11 protein-coding genes are annotated in these 12,672 nt (G+C 62.1%); 6 read left to right on the top strand and 5 right to left on the bottom strand.

Annotated elements, in window-relative coordinates:
* The first annotated feature begins 319 nt into the window (after positions 1-319).
* The 4 genes from VFI82_08350 (at position 320) to VFI82_08365 (ending at position 6,460) form a co-directional block, all read left to right on the top strand.
* Positions 320-1,405 (top strand): 6-phosphofructokinase, encoded by a 1,086-nt coding sequence (locus VFI82_08350; GenBank protein HET7184684.1) that lies wholly within the window; start codon positions 320-322, stop codon positions 1,403-1,405.
* A 113-nt stretch (positions 1,406-1,518) separates the two neighbouring features.
* A complete protein-coding gene (locus VFI82_08355) occupies positions 1,519-4,005 on the top strand; it encodes a 2-oxoglutarate dehydrogenase E1 component (GenBank protein HET7184685.1) in 2,487 nt (828 codons plus the stop codon).
* Positions 4,006-4,447: 442 nt separating this feature from the next.
* Positions 4,448-5,734, top strand: coding sequence for an MFS transporter (locus VFI82_08360; GenBank protein ID HET7184686.1), 1,287 nt, complete (start codon positions 4,448-4,450; stop codon positions 5,732-5,734).
* Positions 5,735-5,869: 135 nt separating this feature from the next.
* Positions 5,870-6,460, top strand: a complete 591-nt coding sequence (locus VFI82_08365; protein ID HET7184687.1) for a DinB family protein — start codon at positions 5,870-5,872, stop codon at positions 6,458-6,460.
* Between the two features lie 122 nt (positions 6,461-6,582).
* Here VFI82_08365 and VFI82_08370 read toward each other — a convergent pair whose 3' ends face one another.
* The 4 genes from VFI82_08370 to VFI82_08385 form a co-directional block, all read right to left on the bottom strand.
* Positions 6,583-6,822, bottom strand: a complete 240-nt coding sequence (locus VFI82_08370) for a hypothetical protein (GenBank protein HET7184688.1) — start codon at positions 6,820-6,822, stop codon at positions 6,583-6,585.
* A gap of 225 nt (positions 6,823-7,047) precedes the next feature.
* Positions 7,048-7,938: a response regulator gene (locus VFI82_08375; GenBank protein ID HET7184689.1), complete on the bottom strand. Its 891-nt coding sequence runs from the start codon at positions 7,936-7,938 to the stop codon at positions 7,048-7,050.
* Positions 7,939-7,990: 52 nt separating this feature from the next.
* On the bottom strand, positions 7,991-8,491 hold the full coding sequence (locus VFI82_08380; protein ID HET7184690.1) for a cupin domain-containing protein: 501 nt from the start codon (positions 8,489-8,491) through the stop codon (positions 7,991-7,993).
* A gap of 65 nt (positions 8,492-8,556) precedes the next feature.
* Positions 8,557-9,342: an SDR family NAD(P)-dependent oxidoreductase gene (locus VFI82_08385; protein HET7184691.1), complete on the bottom strand. Its 786-nt coding sequence runs from the start codon at positions 9,340-9,342 to the stop codon at positions 8,557-8,559.
* A gap of 122 nt (positions 9,343-9,464) precedes the next feature.
* On the opposite strand from VFI82_08385, the gene gluQRS reads away from it, so the two are divergent.
* The gene (gluQRS, locus tag VFI82_08390) at positions 9,465-10,313 is read left to right on the top strand and encodes a tRNA glutamyl-Q(34) synthetase GluQRS (GenBank protein HET7184692.1); all 849 of its coding nucleotides are present in this window, start codon (positions 9,465-9,467) and stop codon (positions 10,311-10,313) included.
* Between the two features lie 84 nt (positions 10,314-10,397).
* Here the strand turns inward: gluQRS and VFI82_08395 are convergent, their stop codons facing one another.
* Positions 10,398-11,414: a DUF2891 domain-containing protein gene (locus VFI82_08395; protein HET7184693.1), complete on the bottom strand. Its 1,017-nt coding sequence runs from the start codon at positions 11,412-11,414 to the stop codon at positions 10,398-10,400.
* Between the two features lie 253 nt (positions 11,415-11,667).
* On the opposite strand from VFI82_08395, the gene VFI82_08400 reads away from it, so the two are divergent.
* Positions 11,668-12,672 (top strand): M14 family metallopeptidase (locus VFI82_08400; GenBank protein ID HET7184694.1); only part of this gene is annotated, 1,005 nt, incomplete at its 3' end.

Consider the following 12,672-nt stretch of genomic DNA (forward strand, 5'->3'; position numbering starts at 1 on the left):
TTTCGCGAATCCGGATCACAAGGGTAACTGATCTCTGAAACTGCGCGCCCCACACAGTGAGTAGATAGTACCGCAGGTAAGTACGCCTGTGTGCGCGCAAGCCTAATATTTCTGCGGACTTACAGGTAGTCGTAGCACGACAACCAGGCCCGCTTGCGGAGTTCGTTCTCAATCGTCCGGGCTTAAGGTCTTACCTTGCGTGGAAGTGAGGTCCTTCCCGCGCTCGTATGTTGAAAACCAGACTCCGAACCCGCGCCATGTTCGCGGGTCGAGCTTGGTAAAAGCGATAAAATCAGTCCTCGGTCATGAAGGAGCAGCAATGAAAATCGGTGTGCTGACCGGCGGTGGCGATTGCCCGGGCTTGAACGCAGTTATCCGGGCGGTTGTGCGCAAGGGCATCATTCACTACAAGGACGAGTTTGTCGGCTTCATGGAAGGCTGGCGCGGCGTCTTCGAGAACAAGACCATGACGCTCGATCTCCGTGCCGTGGCCGGCATCCTCCCCCGCGGCGGCACCATCCTGCGCACCTCGCGCACCAATCCGGCCAAACACGAGGGCGGGTTGCAGAAGTGTCTCGACGTCATGAAGAACCATCAGCTCAACGCGCTCATCGCCGTCGGCGGTGACGACACCCAGTCCGTCGCCCTGAAGCTGCACCACCTCAAGTTCCCGGTCGTCGGCGTGCCCAAGACCATTGACAACGACCTCAGCGGCACCGATTTCTGCTTCGGTTTCGACACCGCCGTAAACGCCGCCACCGACGCGATTGATCGCGTGCACACCACCGCCGAAGCTCACAACCGGGTCATGGTCGTCGAGGTCATGGGCCGCGACTCCGGCTGGATCGCTCTCTACAGCGGCATTGCCGGCGGCGCCGACGTCATCCTCATTCCCGAACGTCCTTTCGACATCGACGAAGTCGCCGAGTTGCTCCGCAAGCGTCATACCGGCGGCCGCTTTTTCAGCGTCGTGGTCGCCGCTGAAGGCGCCAAGTTCGCCAGCGACGTCGACACCGAGCACGGCGCTCCCATCGTGCAGGACATCGGCCGCGACGAATTTGGCCACGTCCGCCTGGGCGGCATCGGGCAGGTACTCGCCCGCGAAATCGAGAAGCGCACCGGCTTCGAGACCCGCTTCGTGGTTCTCGGCCACATTCAGCGCGGAGGCTCGCCGAGCGCATTCGATCGCGTTCTTGCCACCCGATACGGCGTCGGCGCTATCGACATGGTGCACAAGGGCGTCTTCGGCTGCATGGCCGCCCTGCGCGGAACCGAGATTGTTTCCGTTCCGCTGGAGGAAGCCATTAACAAGACCCGCCTCGTCGACCAGAATTTGATTGACGTCGCCTCCAGCCTCCAACCCAAGGTCGAGAAGAAGGAACAGGAGCAGCCGGTCAGTCGATAGAGTCTGTCAATCGGTCTGTCAGTCGTTGAGTCGCCGGCTACCGGGTTCGCGGCCGAAGCAGCCCTGGTAGGCTTCAGACTGATAAACTGGGACACTGACAGACTCCAAGGTGCATGACCGCCATCAAGCAGCCGACTCTTTTCCCCGCTGACCCCGCCCTTCGCGATGAGCGCGAGCGCGTCTTTGACCTCTTCCGCACCTGGGGATACCTGCAGGCAAACCTCGATCCGCTCGGCATGTACCTGGCGCCCCTCCCCTTCCCTGAACTCGACGAGCAGCGCGGCCCCAACGCCGATGAAGCGCGCCGCATTTATTGCGGCACCATCGGCGTGGAGTTCATGCACATTCCCAACCGCGACGAGCGCAGCTGGATTGCTGAGCGCATGGAAAACGTGTCCGCTGCGCCCTCACCCAACCGCTCCCGCATTCTCGATCTCCTGCTGCGCGCGGAATTGTTCGAGCAATCCATTCAATCCCGGTACCTGGGGACCAAACGCTTCTCCCTGGAAGGGGTCACGGCGCTCATTCCGTTCCTCGACCAGGTAATGCAGAACGCCATCGACAGTGGCGCGCAGCAGGCGGTGCTCGCCATGAGCCATCGCGGACGCCTCAACGTCATGGCGCACATCGTCGGCACTTCTATCGCCGACATCTTCTCTCGCTTCGAAGACGTGGATCCGCGCAGCGTGCTCGGCGGCGGCGACGTCAAGTACCATATCGGCGCAACCGGCGATTACACCTCGCCCGATGGACGCAAGCTTCACGTTCACCTCGTTTCCAATCCCAGCCATCTGGAGGCGGTCGATCCCGTCGCCATGGGCCGCACTCGGGCCAAGCAAGTGCGCCGCGGCGAACACGGTCCCGACCAGGTCTTCACCGTTACCATTCACGGCGACGCTGCCTTCGCCGGACAGGGTGTCTGGGCCGAGACTTTGAATTATGCGGAAATTCCCGGCTACAGTGTCGGCGGCTCCATTCATGTCATCGCCAACAACCTGATCGGCTTCACCACCGAACCGGTGGAGGAAAACAGCTCGCGCTTCGCCTCCTCGCTCGCCCGCCGCAACGACATTCCCATCTTCCACGTGAATGGCGAAGATCCGGAGGCGGTGGTGCGCGTGGCGCAGATCGCGCTCGAATATCGCTACAGCTTCGGCCGCGACATCGTTGTCGACCTGATCGGCTACCGCCGCCATGGCCACAGCGAAGTTGACGATCCCACCATCACGCAGCCGCTCGTTTACCAGCGCATCAAGGAGCATCCGCCACTGTGGCAGCTGTACGCGAAGACCATCGGTGAAGATGCCGTGGCCCGCGTGAAGCAAGTCCAGGACGAGCTTGCCGAGTCACAAAAGCAGGGCGCAGCGGCGACCAAGCAGCCCCGCCTCGCCTCCTTGCCGGAGTATTGGTCGAACTACAAAGGCGGTTGCCATAAGAAGGAATACGAAGTCGAGACCGGCGTCTCCGCCGACGAGCTCAACCGCGTCACGCAGGTGATCGGCAGCGCGCCCGACGGCTTCCATGTTCATCCCAAGGTCAAGAAGCTCCTCGAACAGCGTCGCGAAATGGGCACCGGCAAACGTCCCATCGACTACGGCATGGCCGAAGCGCTGGCCTTCGGAACGCTGCTCGCCGCAGGCACGCCCGTGCGCCTCAGCGGCCAGGACAGCCGCCGCGGGACCTTTAACCAGCGCCACGATGTGCTCATCGACACCGAAAATGGCGACGAGTACATTCCGCTGCAGCACGTCGCCGCCGATCAGGCTCGCTTCGAGGTCTACAACTCAACCCTGTCGGAAGCCGGCGTCATGGGCTTCGAGTACGGCTACAGCCGTGATTTTCCCGAAACTCTGACACTGTGGGAAGCCCAGTTCGGCGACTTCGCCAATGGCGCGCAGATCATCATTGACCAGTTCATCGCCGCCGGTGAAGGCAAATGGAACCTGCTTTCCGGACTGGTGCTGCTGCTTCCGCACGGCTACGAAGGCCAGGGACCGGAGCACTCCAGCGCGCGCATCGAGCGCTACCTGCAACTCGCCGCTCGCGACAACATGCAGATCTGTCAGCCTTCTAACGCGGCGCAATACTTCCATCTCCTGCGCCGGCAGGCGCTGCGTCCCTGGCGGAAACCGCTGGTCTGCTTCACGCCCAAGAGCATGTTGCGCCGTCCCGAAGCGGCCTCGCCGCTCGACGATTTTTCAACGCCGCGGTTCCAGAACATCCTTCGCGATCGCCAGGTTCAGAATGCCTCGCGCATTCTGCTGTGCAGCGGCAAGATCGGCCACGAACTGGCCGAGGAACGCAAGCGCCGCAAGGGCACCTCGACCGCCATCGTCTTCCTCGAGCAGATGTATCCCTTCCCGGAAGCCGAGCTTCAGGCCGAACTCGACCGCCACGGCACCGCGCGCGACCTCGTCTGGGTGCAGGAAGAGCCCGCCAACATGGGCGCGCTGTGGTTTGTCATGCCGCGCCTCCGCCGCCTGGCCCGTGGCCGTCCGGTGCGCTCCGTCAAGCGCTCCCCCAGCGCCAGCCCGGCAACCGGCTCCGCCAAGGCACACGAGATGGAGCAGAAGACGCTGCTGTCGCTCGCCTTCACATAAAAAGTCGATGGTCGACGGTCGACGAGTCTCAAAGAGGGCAATCATTTTTCCCTCAGGGGCGAAAGCCCTTCATGATTGACGGCTCTGGGCGGCACGGCTGAAACCGTGCCCTACCCAAAACAACCATCTCTCCTTCAGGAACAGCCGACGTTAGTCCCGTGGGGTCAGCATTGCCCATCATTCTTGCGTGCGACCGAGCGTCTGAAACAGCGCGGGGAGAGCTACCAGCCGCCTCCGGCCGCGCCGTTCACATCTTTTTACATCCCCCACTGCCCTTTCCGCTCACCGATTGCGATCGGCCTCGTTTAAAGTAATGGCGGGTGAGGTCACGATCTAATTCAACGTCGTGGGTGCCCCACGCTAGCGGTGCCTCACATTCGCGAGCCCGGCGAGCTAATGTGGGATCGTTCCCAGCTAAGGGCTAAGAGCTAACAGCTTCTTTATGGCCGAGCTCGGCAAATCGTTGAACGGAATTCAGCTCAAGACGCCAGGTGCGCCGCCCAATGCATGGGCGCCGTTGCGCGAACGACTCTTCCGTTCGCTGTGGATCGCGGCCGTGGTCTGCTACACCGGCCGCTGGATTCTCAGCGTGGCCAGCGGCTGGCTGATGACAGGCCTGACGGTTTCACCGCTCATGGTCGCACTGGTGCAGGCGGCCAGCACCTTGCCCGCTTTTCTCATTCTCTTGCCGGCGGGCGCATTGGCGGACATGCTCGACCGCCGCCGCTTCCTGCTCGCCATGCAGACCTGGATGGTGGTGGCCGCCGCCGCGCTCGGTGTGCTCACCCTGCTGCACATGGTCACGCCCTGGGTCCTGCTCCTGTTTACCTTTCTGATCGGCTTCGGCGCGGTCATGAACGATCCTGCGTGGCAGGCCATCACGCCCGAGGTTGTCTCGGAGGAAAACTTCCCTGCCGCTGTTGCGCTCAACTCCGCCGGCTATAACGTCGGACGCGCCGTCGGCCCCGCCATCGGCGGCGTCATCATCGCTGCCGTTGGCACTGGCGCCGCCTTCCTCATCAATGCCGCGTCCATCTTCGGCGTCATCTTTTTCCTGTACCGTTGGAAGCGACGTCCCCATGTGCCCCCGGAGCCCCGTGAGCGCGTCATGCGGGCCATGCGCACCGGTTTCGAATACGTTCGCCACTCCCACGAAGTCAAGGCTGTGCTGGTGCGGACCGCTGTTTTCAGTTTCTCAGCGAGTGGACTGTTGGCCATGCTGCCGCTGATCGCGCGACCTTTCGGTTCCATCGGGTACGGCGCCATGCTCGGATTTTTCGGTGCCGGGGCGCTAGGCGGAGCGATCGCTCTGCCCGCACTGCGTAGGATTGTTTCCGTCAACACGCTGGTTGCGCTCGCCACTGTGCTCTATGGCCTGGCTACATTTGCCGCCGGGCGCGCGCATTTCTTCGTGCTATTGTCCGCAGTGCTGTTGGCGGCGGGCTTTGCCTGGATCGCCATCGTGGCCAGCCTCAACGTTTCAGCGCAGACCATGTCTCCTGCCTGGCTCCGCGCCCGCTCGTTGTCCATTTATCTGCTCGTCCTGCAAGGGGGGATGGCCGCCGGTAGCGCCGCCTGGGGCGCCGTCGGCGAGCGTTGGGGGATTCCGGCGGCAATGTTGGTCTCCGCCATCGGCCTCCTACTCGGGCTGGCGACGATTCGTCGCTTCCGCCTGCGCGCTGACGGCTACGCTTTTCCGCCTGCCGGCGCCGGCGAAAGCATTACCTAGATTGCAGGCAGCAGGGGGGCCGTTCGTTAGAGATTGAAATTGAAAACTTGAGAATTTGAAATTTGGCCCACTATACTGCCGCGATAAATTTCCAATTCTCAAATTTCCAATTTCAAATTCGCCACGGAGCTAACCATGAAGAAAGCCGTTTCCCTGTTGTTGCTAACCTTCCTTTGCCTCGCCGCTTCCCAGGCGCAGACCGCGCCCGCCAAGCCGGCACAACCGACGGCACCGCCAACCTTCACCATGGTCATCGACCGCAGCCTCAATTACCCGGAGAGTGAAGTGGTTCCTGCCGCCGAGGCCATGCCCGACGACAAGTACGATTTTGCGCCCCCGGCGACCCTGGGCGACTTCAAGGGCGTGCGCACCTTCGGCCAGCAGGTCCGTCACGTCGCCGCTGCCAACTACATGATCTGCGCTGCGATGCAGAGCGAGAAGCCTCCCGTCGAACTCGGCAGCGAGAACGGTCCAGCCGCCATGAAATCCAAGGCCGACAGCGTAAAGTTTCTGAAGGATTCCTACGCTTACTGTCACAAGGCCTACCAGGCTCTCAACGAGAGCAACGCTACGGCCCAGGTGCAGAGCCCGTTCGGACCCAACAAGGTCACGCGCCTCGGTCTCGCCGTTTTGAACGTCGGCCACGACTTTGATCATTACGGTCAGATGGTCGAGTACCTGCGCATGAACAGCATCATCCCGCCTGCGAGCCGGGGACAGCAGTAGGCTGGAAGCCGCAAGGGCACGAGTTCAAGCTGCAGGTTGGAGATGGCCAGATCGTGAGTCCGGCCGGTAGCAGCACCCTGGTCTCGCCCGAATCGCGGGATCGGGGTGTTTTTTCTTACGATTCACGCCACTCGAGACTCTTTCGCCTTCCGTGGCGTAGGCACGATGCGTCCGGCGGCACACTCCAGGGAGAACTTGCGCGAGCACTCGTGGCATAGCCAGAATAGTTCCCGCGTGCTGCCTTTCTGCGGGGCCAGGTTGTTGTAGGAGCCTCCGTCGCCCACGTTGAATTCAAATAGCCTGCCGTAGCGGAAGTACTTGAATTCCATCGTGCAATCCGGATTGGCGCATTTGGAAAGCATGGGAATGTTTGGCGAACATTTGGATGTTCAAGCCGGCCGTGTTGGATGGATGCTATCGCATGTTGCTGACGCGCTCCTTAGTTGAAAAGCGACATCGGCAAGCGACCACTCGAAGTACTGGCCGTCCTACCAGTTCCGGCGGGCACTTTTCAGTAACTTTCTTGGGAAATCTATCTCGAATTGGGCTTTTCCACAAATGTTCTTCGTAGAACATCCCGCCGCGCCTTAGCCGCCCGCCGCACCCTCGGCGTGGTCTTTGTCGGCGTCCAGGTACTTGATGAAGATTACCTCGTTATGTTTCTCGTTATAAAGCAGTTCGTCGGCTACCGCCCGAACCATCACCAGTCCTAATCCACCCGGCCGTATGCCTTTCTGCTGGCGCACGACGTCGTGCGAAAAAACGTCGCCGGGCGCATTGTTGATGGCCGCGTGCGGCAGGTCCTCCAGACGGAAGCCCGGGCCGGGGTCGGAGACGCGGTACTGCAGCATGCGCTTGGTACGCAGCAGAGAGATGCGCACGCGCCGCTTCGGATCCAGTTCGCCGCCCCACTCCACGGCGTTCATCAGCAGCTCGCGGAAAGCCTGCGCCACGGCCTCGCGCTCGTCATCGGGAAGAACAATCTTGATCTGGCGCATGAATTGGTCCATGCGCTCGGCGGCCTGGCGCGAGCAAGGCACCGACAGCTCCAGCCAGTCGGGCTTGGCCGAGAGCACCTCGATGCGCTCCGACTCCTGCGCCTTGAGGGCCGTCGTCACCACGTCGCGCAGTTGCTCGGCTTCGAACGGCTTGCGAATGTAGAGGTGAGCACCGCTGCGGATGGCAGTCATCAGTGTTTCCGCGGTGTCGTCAGCAGTGATGACGATGACCTTGGTGCCGTTGCGGCCATGCCAGGCTTGCAGCAGGCTGAGGCCGTCCATGTCGGGCAATCCGAGGTCAAGCAGAAGCACATCGAAGCGGCTCTCGCGCAGCAGCTTGATGCCTTCGATGCCGGTGCCGCAACTGACTACAGAGTGGCCCTCTTTCTGAAGGATGCGCGTGATCAGCTGGCGCAGGGACGCATCGTCGTCGACCACGAGGATGCTCTTGGGAGAAACTGGCATGGGCAGAGAGATCATACCGTCCCCGGGGCGGAAGCGCCATTGCGATGATCGGGATTCCGGGGATGATTCACGCCCGCGTCAGGCCGCGGATCAAGTCAGCATGGCCGGGATGCAGGCGGAGTAATTCGTCGCGGCGGCCCAGGGTAAAGTCGCCGGGGTCGAAGCCGGGGGCCATGGTTGTTCCCATCAAGGCAAACTTTCCTCCGGCCAGCAGGCGCGAGCCTTGCCATACATATCGTGGAACGACATATTGGACGTGCTGGCCGCGGAGCAGGTCCGGACCGAGGATGATGCGATGCGCCGGGCCGCCATCGGACAAAAGCAGCATCTCGACCGGGTCCCCGAGGTAGAAGTGATAGATCTCGTCGGTGGCGAGGCGGTGAAGGGCGGAGAAAGAGTCGGCATCGGAGGTCAGCAGATAGTAGATCGCGGTGCCGGCGGGTCGCGGCGACGGGTAACGGGCGATGGAGACTTTTTCGTCGGCCACCCAGGTTTGACGGAAGTAGCCGCCTTCGATGGGCAAGGGTTCGAGACGCAAGTGGCGAATCAAGCGGTCGATGTCAATCATTTCTGGCTCGTAGCACTTCACTAGTGGCCGGACAGGTCACGGGGTTGTCGAGGTTCCAAACAACGTTAATAGGCTCGGTTGGTGAGGATACCGCCATCCACCAGCAGGTTGGCCCCGGTAATCCAGCGGGCTGCCGTAGAAGCAAGAAAAAGGCAGGCATCGGCGACATCGTCGGGCTTGCCGAGGCGTCCGAGCGGAACAGCACGTAAATAGGCATCCACGCCTTCGGGCCAGTCGCGCTCCAGGCCTTCGCGCCAGATCAAGCCCGGCGAAACGCAATTGACACGAATTCCCTTCCCGCCAAGCTCCAGCGCTGCCGAGCGCGTATACATGACGACGGCAGCCTTGGCCGCCGAGTAATGGCTATGCTGCGGCGCCGGATTCGATGCTTCGATGGAAGCGATGTTGACGATGGCGCCGGGCCGTCGCAGGGCAATCATCACGCGCGCTGCCGCCTGGGTGCAGAGGTGAACACTGCGCAGGTTGGCGGCGATCACCTCATCCCACCCCAATTCGCTCATCTCCAGGAGCGCAGAAGCAGGATAGACGCCGGCGTTGTTGACCAGAACATCGATTGCGCCAAAGGCGTCGGCTGCCTGCTCCATGAGCGCGGTTGCGCCCGATGATTGGCTGACGTCGGCCTGAACTACAAGGCCACGGCGGCCGGATTTTTTCACGCTTTTGGCGACGGCCTCCGCGCCTTTCTGATTGGCGCGATAGTTCACCACCACGTTGGCGCCAGCCTCGGCGAATCGAGTGGCGATGCCGGCGCCAATGCCGGAGGAGGCACCGGTGACGACCACGACTTGGCCGTGGAAGTTGAGAAGTTCTTTGGGCGGAGGGATGGGCATGGCTACGATTGAGGGAATGATTGTAATTGACGCAGTTCCGGAAAACCCAAGCTCCCTCGACTCGCGCTTCCTTCCTCGCGGCCTCGGTCAGGCGCGCTTGCCCGGCACGCTAGTATGAATCAATGTCTTTGGGCGAAAACTATCGCGGACGGTTGGCGCCGTCACCGACAGGCTACCTGCACGTCGGACACGCGCGTACGTTCTGGATTGCCTATGAGCGGGCGAGGGCAGCGGGAGGCACCCTGGTGCTGCGCAACGAAGACCTGGACCCGCAGCGGTCCAAACCCGAATACGCGCATGCCTTCCTCGAAGATCTGCGCTGGTTCGGCATTTCCTGGCAGGAAGGCCCGGATGTGGGCGGAGCGCATGCTCCCTACGCGCAGAGCGAGCGACGCGATCTGTATCGGCAAACCTGGCAGAAGCTGTACCACGGCGGGTGGATTTATCCGTGCACGTGCTCGCGCAAAGACCTGCAGGGCGCGGCCCAGGCGCCACACGAATCGAACGATGAACCGCTGTATTCGGGCAAGTGCCGTGGCCGAATGCTTGCCGCGAAATCGCCTGCGGGTGTGAACTGGCGTTTTCGGGTGCCGGATGGACGGGTGGTGTGTTTCCAGGATGGCATGCAAGGCATACAGGAATTCACCGCAGGAAAAGATTTTGGCGACTTTGTTGTGTGGCGGCGTGATGACGTGCCGGCGTATCAACTGGCGGTGGTCGCGGATGATGACGCGATGCGGATTACGGAAGTGGTGCGCGGGTGCGACCTGCTGAAATCAACGGCGCGGCAAATTCTTTTGTGCGAGGCGCTCGGGATCGCCGCGCCACGCTACTGCCACTGCGATCTGCTGGTTGACGAAGAGGGAGAGCGGCTGGCCAAGCGAACCGACGCGTTGAGTTTGCAAGCGTTGCGTGAGCGAGGAATCACGCCGGAGAAGATTCGAGAAGATTGGCTGGGAATGTGCAGATGAACACGGATCAACACAGATCAGAAAAGCTCATCTGTTCCGTGTTAATCAGGGGCTGTTGCTGCCCTTGAGCCGCGGCCAGGGGCGTCACTTCGAAAGCCCCCTGCCGGTAACGAGGTACACGGCGAAGCTGCCCAGCCAGTGGCCGCCTTCGTAGTGCGCGCCGGTAACAGCGGCGACGCCGGCCTTGCGGTGGGCGGCTGCGACGGCGCGAAGCGCGGGGAGGCGGGGATCGCTCGCGGGCAATCCGGAAGCAATGCCCTCCAGCATCCAGGCGCGGCTGAGGTTGAGGCCATCGAGGTGCGCGAGCTTCGGATCACTCGGATCGGTGACGATGGCGGGCTGCAGCCAGTCCGCGGAACCATGGGCGGGAATTCCCGGCAAAAATGCGCCGAGCCACTTAGCGTACTCGGCAGGCGCGAGCACGCGGCGCATGACGTCAGCTTCCGCCAGGCAGGGTGAGAGAAAATCTTCGCCGGACATGTCATAAGCCATGGGGCAATTTTCGTCGTTGAGAAAGAAGTCGCGGGCGCGCTCGGCGGCCAGGGCGGCAAATTCGCGATTGCCGGCGCCACGGGCGGCATCGAGGATGAGCCCGAGGGCGAAAGCGGTCTGGCTGTGCTCGCCGGAGCGGACGGGACGCGAGAGCTTGGGCAGCCACGTTCTCAGGCGGGCGACAGCGGCGTCTTCCAGTGGACGCAGGTGGGCTGACATTTCGCGCGCAGCAGGATGGTTCCACTCGCGCAGCTCCTGTCCGAGTTGCAACAGCCAAGCCAGACCGTAAGGACGCTCGAAGCTGGCGCGGCCTTCTCCGTTCAGGTAGCGGGCCTCGGCTTCGAGATGGTCACGCGTGAGACTCTGTTGCAGGGCGGCGATCGCCTTCGGCGTGAACGGCGCATCGGGGAATGTACGGGCCAGGCGCGCCAGTAACCAGTGCCCGTGCACGGAAGAATGCCAGTCGTAGCAGCCATAGAAGGCGGGCGTGAGCTTACGCGGCGGGGCGACGTCGGCGTCGCTGTTGAGGACGTGACCGATCTTGTTTGGATATTCCTTGTGGACGCAGGCGAGGGCGAGCGACGCGAAGCGTTCGGAGAATTCAGGCATGCTTTGGGCCAGCGTGGATGAGGTGAGCAACAAGAAAGCGAGAAGCACGGGGGAATTATATGCGCTCGGGCTCACGGCCTCGCGAAGCCGTGTCGGCCTAGCCCTTCGGGCTCGGGCTGGCTCTAATGCTTGCCTGTTACCCAAGGCGCACGCCTTGGGCTAACGGCTATGCCGGCCTCGCTGCGATCGGACTGACTTTGCGACTGGGGTAAAATGCCGGCGCTTTGGAAGGTGCAGAGGAGTTATGAGAATCATGAAACGTGCATTTCAGCGCGCATTTCCCTTGCTCGCGTTGTTGGTTGCAATTGCGGCTCACACTCAGACGTTCACCGTCGGAACGGCGGCGGCAGCAGCCGGACAGAAGGTGTCGGGGTACATCGAGGTACCGGCGGGCGTGGACGCGGGAACCAGAATTCCTGTGGTCGTGATCCGCGGCGCAAGATCGGGGGCTACGATCGCGCTGGTGGCGGGCGCGCACGGTACCGAGTACGCGTCCATCATCGCGCTGGAGAAGATGATCGAGCGCCTGGATCCGGCGGAGATGTCGGGGACTGCGATTATCGTGCCGCTGGTGAACGTCGCGTCATTTGAGCAGAAGGTGCCGCACCTCAATCCGGTTGACGGCAAGAGCATGAACCGGTTCTACCCGGGCGATCCGAATGGAACGCAGACGGAGCGCGCATCGGCAGCGATCACTCGGGAGGTGGTTGACAAGGCCGATTACCTGATCGATCTGCACGGTGGCGACCTGGATGAAAGCTTGCGGCCTTACTCCTACTGGGCGCCCACCGGCAATGCCAAGCAAGACGCAGTGTCGCGCGAAATGGTTTTGGCATTCGGACTGGACACAATCATCATCTCGCGCGACCGGCCTCAGGAGCGAAACGCCGCCAAGTATCTGGAAACGAATGCCAGCCTGCGCGGGAAGCCGGCGCTCACGGCCGAGGCCGGACACGCCGGAACTGTCGAACCGGAAGATGTTTGGGCGCTGGTACATGGCTGCGAGAATGTAATGCGGTACTTGAAGGTCCTGTCGGGCCGAGCCGCGGCCATTGAGAACCCGGTCTGGATCGAACGGATCGAAAACGTCCAAAGCTCCGAGGCGGGAATCTTCTACCCCGCGGTCAAGCGCGGATCGTACGTGCAGCAGGGGATGAGAATCGGCTACGTCACCGATTATTTCGGCAAGACGGTGCTCGACGCCCGCGCGCCAGCCAGTGGCGTGGTGCTGTATGTCTGCGCCGTGCCGTCGATGAAA

The organism is Terriglobales bacterium, from assembly GCA_035691485.1.
In the GTDB taxonomy this organism is placed as follows: domain Bacteria; phylum Acidobacteriota; class Terriglobia; order Terriglobales; family Acidobacteriaceae; genus JAIQGF01.

Bases quoted from the DNA above. Each gene is read 5' to 3' on its own strand.
- VFI82_08350 (HET7184684.1), top strand. From the start codon at position 320: ATGAAAATCGGTGTGCTGACCGGCGGTGGCGATTGCCCGGGCTTGAAC.
- VFI82_08355 (HET7184685.1), top strand. From the start codon at position 1,519: ATGACCGCCATCAAGCAGCCGACTCTTTTCCCCGCTGACCCCGCCCTT.
- VFI82_08360 (HET7184686.1), top strand. From the start codon at position 4,448: ATGGCCGAGCTCGGCAAATCGTTGAACGGAATTCAGCTCAAGACGCCA.
- VFI82_08365 (HET7184687.1), top strand. From the start codon at position 5,870: ATGAAGAAAGCCGTTTCCCTGTTGTTGCTAACCTTCCTTTGCCTCGCC.
- VFI82_08370 (HET7184688.1), bottom strand. From the start codon at position 6,822: ATGCTTTCCAAATGCGCCAATCCGGATTGCACGATGGAATTCAAGTAC.
- VFI82_08375 (HET7184689.1), bottom strand. From the start codon at position 7,938: ATGATCTCTCTGCCCATGCCAGTTTCTCCCAAGAGCATCCTCGTGGTC.
- VFI82_08380 (HET7184690.1), bottom strand. From the start codon at position 8,491: ATGATTGACATCGACCGCTTGATTCGCCACTTGCGTCTCGAACCCTTG.
- VFI82_08385 (HET7184691.1), bottom strand. From the start codon at position 9,342: ATGCCCATCCCTCCGCCCAAAGAACTTCTCAACTTCCACGGCCAAGTC.
- gluQRS (HET7184692.1), top strand. From the start codon at position 9,465: ATGTCTTTGGGCGAAAACTATCGCGGACGGTTGGCGCCGTCACCGACA.
- VFI82_08395 (HET7184693.1), bottom strand. From the start codon at position 11,414: ATGCCTGAATTCTCCGAACGCTTCGCGTCGCTCGCCCTCGCCTGCGTC.